Here is a 19,301-nt window from a genome sequence, read left to right as displayed (position 1 = left end):
TACAGCTTTGGCTCAGAATGGTCGGCCAAATTAAGAACCCCAGCACTGGGGGTGCATTTTGGGTCTATTTCGGGCATTTGGCCCAATGATGTTTTAGAGGATATAGAAACACCCGCGACACCCAATTGGGATAGAGTGCAATCGACTTGGTAGATGACCTAGAGCGAGGAGTTGGGCGTGGCGCACGTTGAGACACATCCCATCGATCGAGCGATCAATCCAGGTATCGAGGGGGTGGACAAGCGCGCAATGGCCGAGGAGGCGCTGGCGTTCCTTAAGACCCCTCCAGAGCTGCAGCACAACATCTGGCTCTTCTTGCACCTGGTGCGTACCGTGCTGGAAGAGTGCGACCCCAAGCTGCTGGCGGTGTTCGACCGCCTGCTGGTAGACTCCATCATCGTCAACATCTCGCCGGATGCCCAAATGCCCGAGGACTACCGGGAGCTCATCGAAGACTTCGACGCCGACTGCGCCTTTGAAGACGCCATCGAGACCTACGACAACCTCACCACTTCTGAGGCCACGCTGGTGGTGCGCGCCTTCACGGTCTTCTTCCACCTGGCCAACATCTGCGAGGAGAACTACCGCGTCCATGCCCTGCGCGAGCGCGAGGCCCAAGTGCCCACCACCTCGGCAGAGGATCCAGTGAACGACCTCACCGTGGGCTTCTACAACCTCCTGGAGGAGCGCGGCCGCGCCAAAGCTCAGGGCATCTTGAACCGTCTGGAGTTCCGCCCGGTGTTCACCGCCCACCCCACGGAGGCCCGCCGCAAGGCCATCGCCGGCAAGATCCGCCGCATCTCCGAGCTTTTGGAGGAGCGCTCAGGCGCCACCGGCGCCACTCAAGCAGAGATCGACCGTCGCATGCTTCAGGAAATCTCCTCCATGCTGCGCACCTCCCCTATCTCTCACCGCAAGCCCACGCCGGTGGAAGAGGCCGACACCGTCATCGACATCTTTGATCACACCCTCTTTGACGTGGTGCCCCAGGTCTACCGTCGCTTCGACGACTGGGAGCTGGGCGACAAAGCCGGCGCCGTGCCACCCCTCTGCCTTGCCTTCTTCCATCCTGGCAGCTGGATTGGCTCCGACCGCGACGGCAACCCCAACGTCACCGCCAAGGTGAGCCGCCTGGTGGCCGAGAAATACCGCGTCCATGCCTTGACCCGCCTGGCTGAGCGCACGGCAGACGTGGGCCGCAACCTTACGCTGGACACCGTCTTCACCAAGCCCTCCAAAGAGCTACTGAATCTGTGGAACCATCAGGTGGAGATGAGCGAGGTGCTCACTTCCAAGGCAGCCGGCATGTCCACCCGAGAGACCCACCGCGCCGTCATGCTGGTGATCTCCGAGCGCCTCGCCGCCACAGTGGCCCGCACGGCAGACATCATGTATAGCTCTCCTGAGGAATACATCGCAGACCTCTTGGTGGTCCAGCGCTCCCTTGCCGAGGCCGGCGCTGTCCGCGAGGCCTACGGCCCTCTCCAAAAGCTCATCTGGCAAGCCCAAAGCTTTGGGTTCTCCCTGGTAGAGATGGAATTTCGCCAGCACTCCCTGGTGCATGCCCGCGCCTTGGAAGACATCCGCGAGCATGGCCGCTGGGGCGAGAACGGCGAGCTGGCGCCCATGACCCGCGAAGTGCTGGACACCTTCCGCGCCATCGGCACCATCCAGCGCAAGAACGGCGTGGCCGCTGCCAGACGCTACATCATCTCGTTCACCCAGTGCGCCCAGGATATCGCCAACGTCTACGAGCTGGCACGCCTGGCCTTCGCCCACGAGAAAGACGTTCCCCAGCTGGACGTCATTCCCCTGTTCGAGCAGGTGACAGACCTCCAAAACGCCGTGGATACCCTAGATGAGATCATCCAGCTGCCCGACGTTCAGCGTCGCCTGGCCCAAACCGGGCGCCGCATGGAAGTCATGCTGGGCTACTCCGACTCTTCCAAAGACGCCGGTCCCACCACCGCCACCTTTGTGCTCCATCAGGCCCAGCACGATATCGCTGACTGGGCACGCCGCAACGCCATCGACCTGGTGCTCATGCATGGTCGCGGCGGAGCGGTAGGCCGCGGCGGCGGCCCGGCCAACCGCGCGGTGCTCTCCCAGCCCAAGGGCTCAGTGAACTGTTGCTTCAAGCTCACCGAGCAGGGCGAGGTCATCTTTGCCCGCTATGGCAACTCCACCTTGGCCCGCCGCCATATCGAGAGCGTGGCCGGAGCCACCCTCACCCATGCCAGCACCTCGGTGCAAAACATCAACACCGGCGCCACCCAGCAGTTCGCCCCTATGACCCAGGTGCTTGAGGAAGCCTCCCGCGCCAAGTATGAGGAGCTTCTGGGCACCGATGGCTTTGTGGAATGGTTTGGCGAGGTCACCCCGCTCACAGAGATTGGCCTGTTGCCCATTGGCTCCCGCCCTGCAAAGCGTGGCCTGGGCGCCAAGTCGCTGGACGACCTGCGCGCCATTCCCTGGATCTTCTCCTGGTCCCAGGCGCGCATGAACCTGGCCGCCTGGTATGGCCTGGGCACTGCCTGCGAGACCCTGGGCGACCTAGAGCTTTTGCGCAAGGCCTACGAGACCTGGCCGCTGTTCACCACGTTTATCGACAACATCGAGATGTCTCTGGCCAAGACCGACAAGCGCTTGGCTCGCATGTATTTGGCCCTAGGCGACCGCGACGATTTGGCTAAGACCGTGCTGGACGAGATGGCTTTGACGCGCTCCTGGGTGCTGCGGATCACCGGCAACGAGTGGCCGCTGCAAAACCGCCGCGTACTGGGGCCGCTGGTGCGCATGCGCCTGCCCTTTGTGAACGTGCTGTCGCTGGCCCAGGTGCGATCGCTGGAACGCCTGCGCAAGACTGACAGCCTAAGCGACGAGGAGCGCGCAGAGCTTACGTACCTAATCTTGTGCACCGTGAGCGGCGTTGCTGCCGGCCTGCAGAATACAGGCTGATACGGGCTGCCGGCCCTAGGCGGGATCCCCAGTGCGTTGTCGCGGAGCAGATGCTGCAAACATGGGCTCCACACCGCGCTGGGGCGCCCGGGTACCGGGACTCTATGGCAGCACATGGAACTCTGCGGCTCATAGGATTCTGTTCCATACAGTCCTTGGACACACTCTGAATTAATACTACATACGCTACATGTTGATACATACTTATCTGCGTTAATGCAGATAAGTCACTAATTTCTATACATTATAAGGTAGCTAACGTAGTACTTTTTCAGAGGACACAAAGCAGCTTCTTCCGGTCCATCTCTTTCTTCTCTCACGCCCCAGCCTCAAAGTGATCGTCTTCCTATCTGCCTTAGAGCCGTCAGGCAGCCCGCTTTTGGATCCGCTTTAAGCCTCTCTTTCGAGTCGCGCCGTTCCTCAGCGCCATGTCCAGCCGGTATATCCGCCTAGCTCCGCATTGCCCTTGCCACCAATTAAAAATCTCTGGCCTCGTAGAACTTCGCGGCCAGTTGGGCGGTAAGCGCCAACACCACAAGCCCTACGCACACAATGGCAACGCACGTCAGAATGAGCACCCAGCCTTGGGCAAACAACCCGTCCAGCACACCGCCCAGCGATGCCACCAGGGCGTCTAGCGGCGAGTTATCCATCATGCCAAAGGCGGACAGCACGATCAGAGGCACCAAAGTGACCAGCAAAAGGATGAAGGGCAGCTGTTGGGTAGTCTTGGTCATTCCCAGCTTGAAGCCCACGGCCAAAAGGATGCCCAACATCACGCAGCCTATAAGCAAGATCAGAGAAGACGACAGCGCCATGACGCCTAGGTTCTCGGCGGTAAGAGCAAAGGCGGCGGCTTGCTCGGCAGGCAGGTCCAGGCCGGAAGCCACCAGCCCCACCGCCACGCAGATAACCGCGCCCAGGAGCGCAGCCAGAAGCCCTACCGCTGCCGCAATGCAGTAGCGGGCATAGACCACTTCGCGCCGAGAGATGGGCATGACCAGGCGTGCGCACTCCCACCCATGGGAATCGTTGGTGAGGCCGGTCTGAGCGCAGCCAATGAGAAGAATCGTGCCCATCATGCCAGGCACAGGCGCCATGCTCTGAAGCGCCACCATCTCAAAGACCGTGATCACCAGGGCGATGCGGAAGGTGCGCATCAAATAGTCGCGATAGACCCTAAGATCTACCAGGAAGGCAGGTTTCATTTATCGGTCGCCACCTTTGAATAAAAGAGTCATGTACTCATCAATGCTTAACGGGTCGCAGGGGATCTGAGGGAAGCTCTCCTGGAACGCGAAGCGATCGGGCACCCAAAGATCCCAGGACATGCCCTTATGAAGCTGCCGCCAGGCATCGGGATCGATGATCCCCGCCGCTTGCACCCGCTCCAAATCCGAGGTGCGGCAGTGCGCCACACCCATCTCGTCGGTGATGGTTTCGCGGGCCAGGTCGAAGACGATGGCGCCGTCGTCGATGCATACCACGCGGTCGGCGATGTGCTCCAGGTCAGAGGTGATGTGGCTGCTCATCAAGATGCCGCGCTCGCCGTCTGACACATAGTCGCGAAGCACCTCGAGGATCTCGTCTCGAGCGATGGGGTCGAGCCCCGCCGTGGCCTCATCCAACACCAGCACTCGCGAGTCGTGGCTCAAGGCCATGGCCAGCTGCAGGCGCATGCCCATGCCGCGGGAGAGGTCCTCGACCTTTTTATCCTTATCAAGGCCGGCCTCGCGAGCAAGCTCCCAAAAACGCGGAGCATCCCAGGTCTCGTAGGCATAGGATCCTATGGCAGAAACGTCGGCCACTGTGAGGCTGCCGGGATAAGGGGTGCTGTCAAATACCACCCCCAGATGCTCCTTGGCGTCATTTCCTTGGGCGCCTCCCAGCAGCGAGCTGGGACAGGAGAGCACCTGCGCTTCTCCCCCATCGAGCTTGATGAGCCCCAAAAGCGCCTTCAAGGTAGTGGTCTTGCCGGCCCCATTCTTGCCGATAAACCCCACCACCTCGCCCGGGGCCACTTCCAGGTTCACAGCTTTAAGGGAAAAGTCTTCGTAGTATTTTGTGAGCCCACGCGCCAGGATAAGAGGGGCAGTGGGATCAAGGGTTGCCATGGTTGGAATCCTTTCCTTACAAATAGAGGCTAGTCCATAACGAGCGAAAGCATTTCATCTATCTCTTCGTTGGCAAGCCCCAGCGAGCGAACCTTTTCCACCGCCTGGCCAAGGAGCTCCTCCACCTCGCGCAGTTGTTCCTCGCGCAAAAGCTCGCTGTTGCCGCCAGCCACAAAGCTGCCTTTGCCAGGCATGGTGGTGATGAAGCCGGTGGCTTCCAGATCTGCGTAGGCGCGTTTGGTGGTGATGGCGCTCACTCGCAGGCTGTTGGCCAGCGACCGGATGGAGGGCAGCTGCTCGCCTTCTTCAAGGTCGCCGGTCATGATGGCGGTTTTTATCTGCTCGCAAATTTGCTCGTAGATGGGCTTGCCGCTGGAGTTTGAAATCACCAGTTCCAAGTGAGTGTCCTTTCTGTACTGCTTCGCCCGGCGTCCCTGGCGAAGCCCGCTGCGCCCAAGCGTCCTTGTTCGCAGCCCGAGGATTCCAAACGTCTCTGGGCACCTCGTTGAGCATACTGTGTATACCCGATAAGTACAGTATGTACAGATGAGCATCGCTTTGCAAGAGCTTTTTTAGTCCACAGAAGTCCCGCCACTGCTTTGAAAGCCTCATCGCAATTTTGCAGAAGCCTTACTTAGGTCTGAGCATCCCTTGATAGAGCGCCTCCATGCTAAGAGGCGTCATCGGCCGCCTGGGTTTCCTTAAGTTTTGTAGGTCAACGTGAGAACCCGCAAACCAGGCGTGCCCCCTTAGAAAGGACGCATCGTTATGGCACCGCTTCCTACTCGTCGAACGTTTTTGCATCTGGCAACCTCAGCCGCCCTTATGGGCGCGCTGGCACTCGTTGGCTGCGGATCTCAACCAACGGACAACGCCCAAGCCCAGGCGCAGACAGACCAGCAGATCTCTGTATACTCCCGCGAAGACGGCTCGGGCACCCGCAGCGCTTTTGTCGAGCTCTTTGGCCTCGAAGAGAAGGGTGCCGACGGCAGCAAGGTAGACACCACCACGTCTGCAGCCACTATCACCAACTCCACCTCGGTCATGATGACCTCCATCGCCGGAGACCCTGCCGGCATAGGCTACGTCTCTTTAGGGTCGCTCAATGATTCTGTGAAGGCCCTTACCATCGACGACGTCGAGCCTACGCCAGAAAACGTGCAGAACGGCTCTTATAAAATCTCCCGACCCTTTAATATTGTCGTACCTCACGGCGCTTCGGCAGCGGCCCAAGACTTCAAGAACTTCATCATGAGCGCTGAAGGCCAGGCCGTGGTGGCCGAGAACCACTACATACCTACCGCATCCTCTGCACCCTCCTACGAAGCCCGCCAGATAGAGGGCAAGGTGGTAGTGGCCGGCTCCTCCTCGGTGACGCCCGTGATGGAAAAGCTGGCCGAAGCCTACAAAGCGGTCAATCCACAGGTGACCGTGGAGGTGCAGCAGTCGGATTCCACCACCGGCATCACCATGGCTACCCAAGGCACCTGCGATGTGGGGATGTCTTCTCGCGATCTCAAGGACTCAGAGCTTAGCTCCTCCTTGGAAGTGGTGGCCATAGCCCAAGACGGCATCGCAGTCATCGTGACGCCGGGCTTTTTCGCGGATGGGCTTAGCTCTTCTCAGGTAAAAGACATCTTCAATGGCACTGTCACCACCTGGTCCGAAGCGGTGAAGTAGCCCATGGCCCTGTCTGTTGACTCCCAACACTCTGCGACGCTTGCAGAGCCTCGACCCAACGCCTTCCCACAGCCCCATGGCAAATCCCTCTCGCCTCAGCGCCTGCGTTTTGCCAGCCAACTAAAAGAGGCCTGTGCCCAAACGGTCTTTTGGACGGCTGCCGCCTTCTCCATCGCCGCGGTGGCTCTGATCTGCTTGTTCCTCTTTGCCAACGGCATCCCCGCAATTGCCAAGATCGGCCTTCCCCAGTTCTTGTTGGGAAGCACCTGGCGTCCCGGCAACGATCTCTTTGGCATCTTCCCCATGATTGTGGGCAGCGTCTATGTCACTGCCGGCGCCATGCTTATAGGGGTGCCGGCAGGAGTGCTCACTGCCATTTTTCTCTCGCGGTTCGCAACCCCAAAGCTCGCAGCCCCACTCAGGGCTGGCATCGAGCTTTTGGCAGGCATTCCCTCGGTTATCTACGGCTTCTTTGGCCTCATGGTCCTCGTGCCTTGGGTGCGTGCCCTAGGCCCGGGCAACGGACTGTCGCTTTTATCGGCATCCCTGTTGTTGGGCATCATGATCTTGCCTGCCGTCATCACGATCTCCAAAAACGCTCTGGACGCGGTGCCGCAGAGCTATTACGAGGGGGCCGTGGCACTGGGGGCCTCCCATGAGCGTGCGGTGTTTTGCGTACTGGTGCCTGCGGCTGCTTCGGGCATCTTGGCAGCGGTGGTGCTGGGCGTAGGTCGCGCCATCGGCGAGACCATGGCCGTGGTCATGGTGGCCGGAAACCAACCGATCGTTCCCGAGTCGCTGCTCGCAGGTGTGCGCACCCTCACTGCCAACATCGTGCTAGAGATGGGGTACGCAGCAGGGCTTCACAGAGGGGCCCTTATCGCTACTGGAGTGGTGCTGTTCGTCTTCGTGATGGCGTTGAGCCTGCTCTTCAGTGCCATCAAGAGGCGAGGTGAAGCCTTATGAGCGCCAAGCTCTTGCGCGGATGCGTATGGCTGGGGGCGCTTCTCTCGGCAGGGGTACTGGTCTTGTTGGTGGGCTTCATCCTGATCAATGGAGTGCCTCACCTGACGCCTCGGCTCTTTGCCTGGGAGTACGACTCCACCAACGTGTCGCTGATGCCCGCGCTGGTAAACACCTTGCTCATGGCGCTGCTCGCCCTGGCCATCGCGGCGCCGGTGGGCATTGCCTCGGCGATCTACCTGGTGGAATATGCCAAGCCTCGCAGCCGCTTCGTGCGTTTGGTGCGCCTTACGGCCGAGACGCTTCAAGGTACGCCGTCCATAGTCTTCGGGCTCTTTGGGCTTCTCTGCTTCACCACCATCTTGGGCTGGGGGCTTTCCCTGGTCTCAGGTGCCTGCACGCTGGCCATCATGGTGCTTCCGCTGCTCATGCGCACCACCGAGGAGGCTCTCTTGGCAGTGCCTCAAAGCTACAAACAGGGAGGACTGGCTCTGGGGGCCGGCATGCTGCGCACCATCGTTCGCTGCGTGCTGCCCAGCGCCATGCCCGGCATCTTTGGCGGGCTGCTTTTGGCCTTTGGCCGCTGCGTAGGCGAAGTGGCCGCCCTCTTGTTTACCGCAGGCACGGTCGCTCAAATCCCCCATTTCGCGACTCAAGGGGCAGCCGCGCTCTTTGACTCTACCCGAACCCTGGCCGTTCACATGTACGTGCTCGCCAGCGAAGGCCTTCACACCAACGAAGCCTACGCCACCGCTGTGGTGCTGCTGGGGTTGGTGGCCTTGCTCAACGGCGGCGCCAACTGGGTGGTCGACAGGCTCAATGCCCGCCTCTCTTAGCGCACCGACGGCGTCTGCCCTCCCCTTGCCGCCCTCAAACCCCCTATCAGAAAGATCATCCATGAATGCTTTTGCCACCCTTGATGCGGTTGCCGAGAAACCCGCGGCCTCCGGGATTGAGACCGCTCCCTCGCCCCAGCCCCATCCGACCGCTGCCGCCAAGATGCAGGTGCACGGCCTGGACCTTCGCTACGGCTTGTTCCAGGCGCTGAAATCCATCGACCTTGAGTTTCCCGCCCATCAGGTGACGGCGCTTATCGGCCCTTCGGGGTGTGGGAAGTCCACCCTGCTCAAGACCCTCAACCGCATGAACGACCTGGTACCGGGCTGCACCATCACCGGCGCCGTGGAGCTGGACGGCAGCGATGTGTACCAGGAAGTGCCTTTGAACGACCTGCGCCGACGCGTGGGCATGGTCTTTCAGCAGCCCAACCCTTTCCCCATGAGCATCTACGACAACGTCGCCTTTGGCCCGCGCACCCATGGCGTCAAGAAGCGGGAGTCGCTGGATGCGCTGGTGGAGCAGTCGCTGCGCGATGCCGCCCTTTGGGACGAGGTGAAGGATCGCCTGCACAAAAGCGCCCTCGGACTCTCGGGCGGCCAGCAGCAGCGTCTCTGCATTGCCCGCGCCCTGGCAGTAAAACCCGAGGTCTTGCTCTTAGACGAGTCCACCAGCGCCTTGGACCCCATCTCAACCGCTAAAATTGAGGAGCTAGTAGTCCAGCTCAAAGACCGTTACACGCTTATCATGGTGACCCACAACATGCTCCAGGCGCTGCGCATCTCCGACAAGGCGGCCTTCTTTCTCATGGGCGAGATGGTAGAGACAGGCGACACTCAGCAGCTCTTTACACAGCCTGCCGATAAGCGCACCCTCGACTATGTGACTGGTCGCTTTGGTTAAGCTTTTGGGATATCCCAAGAAAGGCTGTGTATCAGGCTATGGTCTACTACGTCGAAGATGATCAAAATATACGCGATCTTGCCATCTATGCCCTCAAGGCAGCTGGTGTCGAGGCCTGCGGATTTCCCAACGGCGACTGCTTCTTTGAAGCCTGCAGGCGCCAGATGCCAGAGGCCGTCTTGTTGGACATCATGTTGCCAGGAAAAGACGGCCTAGCCCTGTTGGCCGAGATGCGCGCCCATCCCGGATTGGCGCATATACCTGTGATGATGCTTTCTGCCAAGGGCAGCGAGATAGACAAGGTCACCGGTCTTGACGCAGGCGCCGACGATTACTTGGCCAAGCCCTTTGGCATGATGGAGCTGGCCAGCCGTACCAAAGCCCTGCTCAGGCGGGCCCATGGGACGACGACCTCACAAGGCGCGGACCTTTTAGTCTGCGGCCCTCTGACGCTGGATGCAGCCTCCCATAAAGCCTTTGCCCAAGGGGCAGAAGTGACGCTCACCCTTAAAGAGTTCTCGCTGCTCCAAGAGCTTATGGAACATCCCGGCCGCGTGCTTTCCCGTTCGCAGCTCTTAGAGCATGTGTGGGGTTGGGCCTATACCGAGAACACCCGCACCGTAGACGTCCACATCCAGACTCTGCGCCAAAAGCTCGCGCAGGTTGCCCCCGGTTGCGACTCGCTCATCAAAACTGTGCGCGGCATAGGTTATGCGCTGGAGGCCTAAGTTGGCAAAAGCCTCTATGAGAGTGAGACCAAAGGGGTCTCATAAGCTATCCCGCAGCCTTTTTGTCGCACTGTTTGCCAGCTCGCTGACAGTCATAGGATGCTTTGCTGCTCTCTTCTCGGCATTCTTTCACTTTTCCCAAGAGCAGGCGGCGGCCACCCGACTGCAGTCTGTGGTCTGGCAGGCGGTGCAAACTATGGGAGATGATCCGGTAGAGCAAGACGTCGACGCCCTTAAGCTGCAGTTTGGCGAGAACATACGCTATACCCTCATCGGCGAGGGCGGCCAGGTGCTCTATGACAGCCACGGCGAGGTGACAGAGAGCCACGCCAATCGCCCGGAGTTTGTGGAAGCCCAGGCGACGGGCGCCAGCTCGGTGGTGCGCCATTCGGAGACGCTCGATCAAGACTCCATCTACGCCGCGGCTCGCATGGCCAACTCCTGCGTGCTCCGAGCATCTGAGATTCGCCCATCCTACTTTGCCATCGTGCAGTCCATCGCCTTTCCTTTGGCGATGACCGTAGGGATACTGGGCCTTTTGTCTCTGGGCCTCTCTCGCCTGTTGGCCCGACGCATTTTGGCGCCCTTGAACCAGATCGACGTGGCGTACCCCCTGGCTCATGCCACCTATCAAGAGATCGAGCCGCTGCTCGAGCGCATCGACTCCCAGCAACGCCAGCTCATCTCCCAAAACCAGGAGCTCACCCGCGCCGAGAACCTGCGCCGCGAGTTTTCTGCCAACGTCTCCCATGAGATGAAGACTCCCCTGCAGGTGATCTCCGGCTATGCGGAGCTGCTCAAAAGCGGCCTGGCGCCCTCCTCCGATACCGAGAAGTTCGCCTCCATCATGTTCGATGAGTCGCGTCGCATGAGCGCCCTTATCGACGATGTGCTGGTGTTGTCGCGCCTAGACGACCCGGTTCAGCTCGATCTGGAAACCCAAGAAGTGGAGTTGCTGGAGCTCGCCACGGCTGCAGCCCGTCGTTTGCTCCCCTTGGCAGAAGACAAAGAAGTGCAACTAAGAGTGCTAGGGTCACCTGTGACCATTGCTGGCAATGCTTCGCTATTAGACCAGCTGGTCTCCAATCTCATTTCCAATGCCATCCGCTATGGCCGCCACGGAGGACACGTTACGGTGCTGGTTGGCAAGAATCTTGTGGATGCCTCTGGCTCCCCTGCTCCCGAAGCCTATATACGGGTGAAAGACGACGGCTGCGGCATCGCCCCTGAAGACTTGGACAAGATCTTTGAGCGCTTCTACCGCGTGGACAAAAGCCATTCCAAAGAAAGTGGCGGCACAGGCCTAGGCCTCGCCATTGCCAAGCATGCCGCCGACGCCCATGGCGCTACCATCACCGTGGACTCCCACCTCAATGAAGGCTCGCTCTTTACGGTTCATTTTCCTTTAAGCTAGGGGTCTATCGCGTTTTTGACTTCACGCCCGCCAGGAGGCAGCCATGACTCAGCCCTACCCCATGCAAATGAAACATCGCGAACTCTCCCGCCAAGAGGCCTTTGAGATTTTGGAAGAGGGCGAGTTTGCCACCATCTCCACCGTAGACCCCGACGGCACCCCCTACGGCGTCCCGGTTTCCTACGTGATGATGGACGAGAAGCTCTACATTCACACCGGCAAGCGCCCCGGCCACAAGATCGATGACTTCACCCATGACAGCCGCGTATGCGTCTCTGTGGCCTCAGAGCTGGAACCCATCTACGAGGACACCTTCTTCACCACCCGCTTCGCCTCCGCCATCGCCACCGGCCGCATCTCGCTGGTAGAAGATCGAGTAACCGTCAAACAAGTGCTCGCGAAACTCTGCATGAAGTATTGCCCGCAGTTCAAAAAAGAGATTGGCGGCGCCATCGAGCGCGAACTGGACGCCACCGATATCTGGGTAGTCGAGTTTGACGAAGTGCGCGGCAAAGCCGGGAGACGATTGAAGAGGCGGTCTTGAAACAGCACACGTAGTGGCCGAAGGCACTTGAGTTCGGCTTGCCAATTTGCAAACGGAGGCCATCCATGAGAAAACCGCGTCCCATGCAGCGCAGCGACCGTGAACTTTCCCGCGAAGATACCCTTGAGATCTTAGAGACTAGGAGATTTGCCTCCCTTGCCACAGTGGATGCAGACGGCGCCCCCTACGTGATCCCCATCTCCTATGTGATGATGGACGGAAAACTCTATGTGCACACCGGCACAGCCCACGGCCATTTTTATGAGAACGTGACCCGCGACAATCGTGTGTGCCTGACGGTGGTGGGCGAAGATGCGCCCATTCAGAGGCCTGGCTACGGCGCCACCCGCTTCGCCTCAGTGGTGGCAGCCGGCCGCATATACAGCGTGGAAGATCCCATCCTCTTCAAGCAAGCCTTGGTCAAACTGGCCCAAAAGTACTGGCCCAAATTAAAGAAGGAGGTGGGATCTATTATCAACAATCAGCTGGACGTCACTGCCGTGTGGTCCATTGAGCTCGATGAGGTGAGGGGCAAAGGCCGCCACCGCGACGAGGATATCCTTTAAAAAGATGGCCCTCTGGCTTAAAATGATGAACGCGCAACTGAGCGCAGCCTTCGCTCCGTCAGGCCAACGATGGGCGAGTGACGCTGCGCCACCCGTCGCAGGCTTCACTCCCCTTCCCAACGGGTGGAAAGGCGGGTCCTAGAAGCTATGGACGAGCGTTATTGTGGGGAGAGTTTCTCGGCAAATCCGGAAAAACGATTTGACCTTCCATTCACAGGCATCGCATCGTTTATGAAAGCGCGCATTTGCCCCGCGTTGGATGAGCTATCAAAACTGAAGCCCGATGTAGCCATTTTGGGATTCCCCTACGATCTGGGAACCAGCGCGCGGAGCGGGGCGCGCATGGGGCCTCGGGCGGTGCGCGAGGCCTCGACGGTCTATGCAGACGGATTATGCGGGCTTTACGATCCGGTGCTTGACGCCACTTTCCTGGACAAGGGGCAAGTGATCGTGGACTGCGGCGATGTGGACGTGAGCCCCTGCGAAAGCGGACAGAGCTTTGCAAACCTGCAGGAAGCCATAGGCCGCGTTGTGAAAGCGGGCGCCATCCCCATGGTGATCGGCGGCGATCATGCAGCGCCCATCCCTATTCTGCGAGCCCTAGGGCCAGGCGAGGATCTTTGTGTAGTGCAGATCGATGCCCACCTGGACTGGACGGACAGCTATGGAGGGCTTAAAGAAAGCCATAGCTCACCTATGCGTCGAGCCTCGGAGCTGCCCTGGGTTGCCTCGATGGTTCAGATTGGCCTGAGGGGTTTAGGGAGCTCGGGGCCGCAGGCGTTCCAAGATGCCAGGGATTGGGGGAGCATCCTTGTGCCCGCTCCTGAGGTAAGGTCTCAGGGCGTCGAAGCCGTATGCGCAAAGATTCCCGATGCTCCCCGCTACTATGTCACGGTGGATATCGACGGGTTGGACCCTTCCCTTTGCCCAGGGACGGGATCGCCGCAGCCAGGCGGCCTGCTCTATGAGGAAGTACGGGAGATTATCCGGGCCGTGTGCGAAAAAGGGCCTCTGGCAGGCTTCGATGTGTGCGAAGTAGCACCACCCTACGACTGGGCGAACCAGACCTCGCTCTATGCCGCCCAGCTCATGCTGGATGCCATTTGCTTTGCCACTTTTGAGAAGGAAAACGGTTCAAATCACTTGACTAAACTATAGGTACGCCCCCGTTCTTCTGGACACTCTAAAAGAACATCCAGAGGGAGCAGCTGTTCTCCTAGGCACCTTAGGAGAACAGTTCTGTGAGCCTCCTGTTCTCCTAGGCAGCTAAATAGAACCCATTCTGTTCTATTTAGCTGCCTAGGAGTCCATTACCGCTTGAGAAGCGTTCTATTTGGAGCCTAATAGCCATCGCCGCTTTGCAAGTTGTTCTCCTAGGTGCCCATCTAGAACATCGGGATTAACGGCTCAGATGGCCTCCACAGGAGGGGTCCCAAGAGTGCCTCCCCCTGTCAGCGAATACATTCTGTGTCTACGGCGTAATTCCGCCGAAATGTTGGGGAGAACTGCCCATTCAATCATGCCATTATCTATGACCTTGCTGCATCAAGCAGTCCACGCCCACTTTGATAGGACTCGCCTGTACCGTCAGCAGCAACGATCTCATCTTAGATATACCACTCAATCCTTCCTCATCAACCTGTGTATATTCCATTGGACTTACTTCGAGCAATTGCTGTTTTTCTCAGTAATTTTCTATATACATGCATATTTTTACGGCTAAGTATCAAGATCCAATCTGGCTAAAGTGCCATCAATTAAGGGGCTTAGAATCTCTCCACACAACCGTCTTTTAAGGGGCTGCGGGACAGCTCCAAAGATAAGGAGATGATTCTTGTGAATCCTTTGGCATGCTCAGAGCCCATGGAACCAGCGCTGTTGGTGCTGGAAAACGGGCAGGTGTTTGAGGGTTTCAGCGCAGGAGCACCAGGCACCGGCTTTGGCGAAGTGGTCTTCAACACTTCGATGATCGGCTATCAGGAGATCATCACTGATCCTTCCTATGCAGGCCAGCTGGTGTGCTTCACCTACCCGCAGATTGGCAACTACGGCATCAATGCGCTGGACGGGCAGGCGGCGCATCCCGCTCTTGCAGGCATTATCGTGAACGATCTGGTGCGCCAGCCCAGCCACTGGCTCTCGGCTATGACGCTGCCGGACTACCTTATGCAAGAGGGTATCGTGGCCATCGAAGGCATCGACACCCGCGCGCTTACGCTCGCCCTTCGCGAGACCGGCGCTCAGCGAGGCGCCGTTTCCACTCAAATACTTGATGCTGCCGAGCTCTTGGATCTAGTGCGCCAAAGCGCCCCTATTGGCGAGAAGAACCTGGTGGGCGAGGTGTCCTGCTCGGCGCCCTATGAAGTCGAGGCTTCCCCGCTCCCATGGCCCAAGACCGCTCCCCATGACCTCAAGCGCGTAGTGGCCTACGATTGCGGAGAAAAACGCACCATCCTGACAAGGCTCATTGGTGCGGGGTGCGCGCTTACCGTAGTGCCTTGGGACACCCCTGCATCTCAGGCGCTCGCCTTAGAGCCTGACGGCGTGTTCTTCTCGAACGGCCCGGGAGATCCCCAAAGCGTGCCCCAAGTGGTAGAGGCAGCCGCAGAGCTCATGGGACGCGTTCCTGCCTTTGGCATCTGCCTGGGCAATCAGGTGATGTCGCTGGCTGCCGGCGCCTCCATAGAGAAGCTGCTCTATGGCCATCACGGTGGCAACGAGCCGGTGATGAACCTGCTTACAGGCCGGTGCGAGGTCACCTCTCAAAACCACAACTACGGCCCGGTGTTTTCCAGCTTTGGGCCCCTTATCCCGGAGCTTTCTGGGGGCATCCAAGAGCATCAGGAGGATTTGCGCTTCTGGGCGCGATGCCACGTGGCGCCAGTGGCGCTCAACCCGCGATTCGGCCGCGTGCGGCTCACCCATGTGAATCTTAACGACGGCACCTGCGAGGGCATTCAGTTTTTGGACATCCCAGCGTTTTCCATGCAGTATCACCCCGAGGCCGCACCGGGCCCTCATGACGCCGCTTACGCCTTCAAAGCTTTTAGAGCCTTGATGGACCACGATCCTCGCTACCTGGATGCTCATCAAGAGAAGGCAGGGATGCTCTATGCCTAAGCGCACCGACATTCATAAGATTTTGGTCATTGGCTCCGGCCCCATCGTCATCGGCCAGGCATGCGAGTTCGACTACTCGGGTACCCAAGCGGTAAAAGCCCTGGTCAACGAGGGTTACGAGGTGGTATTGGTGAACTCCAATCCCGCCACCATCATGACAGATCCCACCACTGCAACCCGCACCTACATCGAGCCCATCACCTGCGACAGCGTGGCCTCCATCATCCAAAAGGAGCGCCCCGACGCACTGTTGGCCAACATGGGCGGCCAAACCGCACTCAACTGCGCTATGGAGCTGGCAAAAGCCGGCGTGCTAGAGCGTTATGGGGTGGAGGTGATCGGCTGCTCTATCGAATCCATCGAGCTCGGAGAAGACCGCGAGCTCTTTGCCCGCGCCATGGCAGACATCGGCCTGGAAGTGGCGGCTTCAGGAGTCGCCCACTCGCTGGAGGAATGCGAAGCCATTGCCCAGGAGCTGGGCTATCCCGTGGTCATCCGCCCGGCCTTCACGCTGGGCGGCGCCGGCGGCGGCATCGCCTACACCCATGAGGAGCTGCTGGCCATCGCAGCTGAGGGCCTGTCGCTCAGTCCCGAGACCGAGGTGCTGGTAGAGCAGTCGGTCATTGGCTGGAAAGAGATCGAGATGGAGGTGGTGCGCGACAGCGCAGGCAACGGCATCGTGGTGTGCTCCATCGAGAATCTGGACCCCATGGGCGTGCACACCGGAGACTCCATCACGGTAGCTCCCTGCCAAACCCTCACCGATGTGGAGATTCAAAAGCTTCGCAACTACTCGCTGGCCGTCCTCGAGCGCATTGGCGTGGCCTGCGGCGGCTCCAACGTGCAGTTTGCCCTAAACCCCACCGACGGCCGCATCCTGGTCATCGAGATGAACCCTCGCGTAAGCCGCTCCTCTGCCCTGGCCTCCAAGGCCACCGGGTTCCCCATCGCCAAATGCGCCGCGCTTTTGGCTGTGGGCTATACCTTGGACGAGATAATCAACGACATCACCGGCGCTACCCCCGCCTGCTTCGAGCCCGCGCTGGACTACTGCGTGGTCAAAATCCCCCGCTTCGCTTTTGAGAAATTCCAAGGCGCCTCAGATGTCCTCACCACTCGCATGAAAGCCGTGGGCGAGGTAATGGCCATAGGCTCCACCTTTGAAGAAGCGCTTCAAAAGGCCGTGCGCTCGCTGGAGCAGGGATACCTTGGGCTGGACGCGCCGAGCGATATCGAAGACCTCACGCCTGAGGAGTTCCTCTCCCGCGTAGCCACCCCCACTCCAGAACGCATTTTCTACCTGGCCCAGGCGCTGCGTCAGGGCACGGGCACTCTGGAGGTCGCTCGACTCACCGGCATCGATCCTTGGTTTATCGGCCGCATCGCCGACATCGTCTCTGCCGAGAAAACCATCGCCTCACTGGGCCTTTCTGGCTTGTCCCCCCAGCTCATGCGAGCTGCGAAACAGCTGGGCTTTTCCGACGCCGCCATCGGCAGGCTCTGCGGCCAAAGCGAAGAGGTGGTCCGCGCCTTGCGCCTCATCATGGGCGTCGCCCCAAAGATTCAGACGGTGGATACCTGCGCCGGCGAGTTTGGCGCCACCACGCAGTATCACTATCTCACCTATCGCGGCAACCCCACACCCTCCGAGACCAGCGCCTGCACCAAGCCCAAGGTGATGATCTTATCGGCAGGGCCCAACCGCATTGGCCAGGGCATCGAGTTTGACTACTGCTGTGTCCACGCCGCTTACACCTTGCGCGAGCTGGGCTATGAGACCGTCATGGTCAACTGCAACCCAGAGACCGTCTCCACCGACTATTCCACTTCTGACAGGCTCTACTTCGAGCCCCTCACCTTCGAAGACGTCATGAACATCGTGGATGCCGAGAAACCCGCCGGGGTTATCGTGACGCTTGGAGGACAAACGCCCATCAACTTGGCTGGAAGGCTCAAAGCCGCGGGGGTCCCCATTTGGGGGACGCAGCCTGAGGCCATCGACCTGGCGGAGGACCGCGATCGCTTTGCCGCCCTGTTGGATAGGTTGGAAATTGCCTATCCCCCTTCGGCCGTAGCGACAACGTTAGAAGAAGCCACCGCCGTGGCCCGCACCATTGGCTACCCGCTGCTGGTGCGCCCCAGCTACGTGCTAGGTGGTCGCGGCATGGCCATCGTCTACAACGCATCCGAGCTTGAACGCTATGTGCGCCAAGCGGCCAAGGTGTCGCCTGACAAGCCTCTTTACTTGGATGCCTTCCTGGAAGATGCCATCGAGCTGGACGTAGACGCCCTCTGCGACGGCCAGGACGTCTACGTGGGATCGGTTTTGGAGCATCTGGAGGAGTGCGGCATCCACTCTGGAGACTCCACCTGCTGCTTTCCGCCATTCTCGCTCTCGGAGACCATCGTGGCCACGATCCGTGACATCACCCGCCGCCTGGCGCGCGCAGTGGGCATCTGCGGCCTTTTGAACGTGCAGTTCGCCGTCAAGGACGAGCAGGTATTTGTCATCGAGCTCAATCCCCGCGCCAGCCGCACCGTGCCCTTCTCCTCCAAAGCCACCGGCGTGCCTCTAGCCGCCATGGCCACCCGCCTTATGGCCGGCGAGAAGCTCTCTTCGCTCCATCTGCCGCCCGAGGACAGGCCCCACAGCCACTTTGCCGTGAAGGAATCCGTCATGCCCTGGAGCCGCTTCCCGGGCACCAACGTGGTCCTGGGCCCCGAGATGCGCTCCACCGGCGAGGTCATGGGCGTGGGCGCCACCTTCCCGGAGGCCTACGCCAAAACCCGACAGGCCATCGATTACCAGTTGCCTAGCTCCGGCACCGTCATGGTGTCTGTGCGCGACCAGGATAAGCGCTCCATCGCCCCGGTGGCCCTCATCTTGCAGCAAATGGGTTACCACCTGGTGGCCACCGCCGGCACCGCCAAGACCCTGCGGGCCGCAGGCGTCGCCTGCGACACCGTTAAGCGCGTCGCCCAGGGCCACCCCAACATCTTGGACCTCATCTCCCAAGAAGAGGTGGCATTCCTCATCAATACCCCCAAGGGCAACGAGTCACGCGGCGACGGCGTCCTCCTTCGCTCCGAGGCCGTCATGCGCGGCATCGACCTGGTAAGCACCATGAGCGGAGCCAGCGCCCTCGTCCAATCCCTCATGTTGGCCCGCAACCACACTTTCGACTCCTACTGCCTACAGGATCTTTTGGCAGAGCTGGCCTAGGGATTGCCGAGAAACACCTACTACCAGGGATTGGGACTGTTGCAGGGTTTGAGGGAAGGTGCTGATAGGAAGATACTCTCTTCAAATGAGGCTTATAGGACAAAACGTGTGCTGTGATAAGGGGTGTTGACCTGTGTCAAACCTGCGTCAGACCTGCGTCAACACCCCCTAATCTGTTGGCAAAATCTACCTACATTATTTATAAGCACTCTTTGGGCTCAGAAGGGGGCGGTTTGAAAGTAGAGCTGCTT

The 19,301-nt window shown here is 59.6% G+C and carries 15 protein-coding genes; 12 read left to right on the top strand and 3 right to left on the bottom strand.

Features of this window, described 5'->3' with window-relative positions; genetic code table 11:
• The first annotated feature begins 249 nt into the window (after positions 1 to 249).
• Positions 250 to 2,958: a phosphoenolpyruvate carboxylase gene (locus E5334_RS04970; protein ID WP_136012522.1), complete on the top strand. Its 2,709-nt coding sequence runs from the start codon at positions 250 to 252 to the stop codon at positions 2,956 to 2,958.
• Between the two features lie 476 nt (positions 2,959 to 3,434).
• Here the strand turns inward: E5334_RS04970 and E5334_RS04965 are convergent, their stop codons facing one another.
• From E5334_RS04965 to E5334_RS04955, 3 genes are read right to left on the bottom strand one after another with little or no spacing between them, the layout of a single operon-like run.
• Positions 3,435 to 4,166, bottom strand: coding sequence for an ABC-2 transporter permease (locus tag E5334_RS04965; protein WP_136012482.1), 732 nt, complete (start codon positions 4,164 to 4,166; stop codon positions 3,435 to 3,437).
• Positions 4,167 to 5,072: an ABC transporter ATP-binding protein gene (locus E5334_RS04960; RefSeq protein ID WP_136012481.1), complete on the bottom strand. Its 906-nt coding sequence runs from the start codon at positions 5,070 to 5,072 to the stop codon at positions 4,167 to 4,169.
• A 29-nt stretch (positions 5,073 to 5,101) separates the two neighbouring features.
• Positions 5,102 to 5,470 (bottom strand): GntR family transcriptional regulator, encoded by a 369-nt coding sequence (locus tag E5334_RS04955; RefSeq protein ID WP_136012480.1) that lies wholly within the window; start codon positions 5,468 to 5,470, stop codon positions 5,102 to 5,104.
• A 370-nt stretch (positions 5,471 to 5,840) separates the two neighbouring features.
• Here E5334_RS04955 and E5334_RS04950 point away from each other — a divergent pair, with 370 nt between their 5' ends.
• The 11 genes from E5334_RS04950 to carB all read left to right on the top strand — a co-directional run bounded on the left by E5334_RS04950 (position 5,841) and on the right by carB (position 19,050).
• Positions 5,841 to 6,752, top strand: coding sequence for a substrate-binding domain-containing protein (locus tag E5334_RS04950; RefSeq protein WP_136012479.1), 912 nt, complete (start codon positions 5,841 to 5,843; stop codon positions 6,750 to 6,752).
• Between the two features lie 3 nt (positions 6,753 to 6,755).
• Positions 6,756 to 7,718, top strand: coding sequence for a phosphate ABC transporter permease subunit PstC (gene pstC, locus E5334_RS04945; RefSeq protein WP_136012478.1), 963 nt, complete (start codon positions 6,756 to 6,758; stop codon positions 7,716 to 7,718).
• Complete coding sequence (gene pstA / locus E5334_RS04940; protein ID WP_136012477.1) at positions 7,715 to 8,551, top strand: phosphate ABC transporter permease PstA; 837 nt, start codon at positions 7,715 to 7,717, stop codon at positions 8,549 to 8,551. Before pstC ends, pstA begins: the two co-directional genes overlap by 4 nt.
• A gap of 61 nt (positions 8,552 to 8,612) precedes the next feature.
• Entirely contained in the window at positions 8,613 to 9,455 is an 843-nt protein-coding gene (gene pstB, locus E5334_RS04935) for a phosphate ABC transporter ATP-binding protein PstB (protein ID WP_136012476.1), read from the top strand.
• A gap of 26 nt (positions 9,456 to 9,481) precedes the next feature.
• Positions 9,482 to 10,183 carry a response regulator transcription factor gene (locus E5334_RS04930; RefSeq protein ID WP_275438930.1) on the top strand — a complete coding sequence of 234 codons (702 nt, stop codon included), beginning with the start codon at positions 9,482 to 9,484 and terminating at the stop codon, positions 10,181 to 10,183.
• Between the two features lie 16 nt (positions 10,184 to 10,199).
• Entirely contained in the window at positions 10,200 to 11,597 is a 1,398-nt protein-coding gene (locus tag E5334_RS04925; protein ID WP_167604298.1) for a sensor histidine kinase, read from the top strand.
• A 43-nt stretch (positions 11,598 to 11,640) separates the two neighbouring features.
• Positions 11,641 to 12,141 (top strand): pyridoxamine 5'-phosphate oxidase family protein, encoded by a 501-nt coding sequence (locus tag E5334_RS04920; RefSeq protein ID WP_136012474.1) that lies wholly within the window; start codon positions 11,641 to 11,643, stop codon positions 12,139 to 12,141.
• A 65-nt stretch (positions 12,142 to 12,206) separates the two neighbouring features.
• Complete coding sequence (locus E5334_RS04915) at positions 12,207 to 12,707, top strand: pyridoxamine 5'-phosphate oxidase family protein (protein ID WP_136012473.1); 501 nt, start codon at positions 12,207 to 12,209, stop codon at positions 12,705 to 12,707.
• A 147-nt stretch (positions 12,708 to 12,854) separates the two neighbouring features.
• Positions 12,855 to 13,865 (top strand): agmatinase, encoded by a 1,011-nt coding sequence (locus tag E5334_RS04910; RefSeq protein WP_136012472.1) that lies wholly within the window; start codon positions 12,855 to 12,857, stop codon positions 13,863 to 13,865.
• A gap of 678 nt (positions 13,866 to 14,543) precedes the next feature.
• Positions 14,544 to 15,827, top strand: coding sequence for a glutamine-hydrolyzing carbamoyl-phosphate synthase small subunit (carA, locus tag E5334_RS04905; protein ID WP_136012471.1), 1,284 nt, complete (start codon positions 14,544 to 14,546; stop codon positions 15,825 to 15,827).
• Complete coding sequence (gene carB, locus E5334_RS04900) at positions 15,820 to 19,050, top strand: carbamoyl-phosphate synthase large subunit (RefSeq protein ID WP_136012470.1); 3,231 nt, start codon at positions 15,820 to 15,822, stop codon at positions 19,048 to 19,050. The genes carA and carB overlap by 8 nt, the downstream gene beginning before the upstream one ends.
• Positions 19,051 to 19,301 lie beyond the last annotated feature (251 nt).

It is taken from the genome of Muricaecibacterium torontonense, assembly GCF_004793925.1.
Taxonomy (GTDB): Bacteria; Actinomycetota; Coriobacteriia; order Coriobacteriales; family Atopobiaceae; genus Leptogranulimonas; species Leptogranulimonas caecicola.
This window is presented reverse-complemented; position numbering and strand designations above follow the sequence as displayed.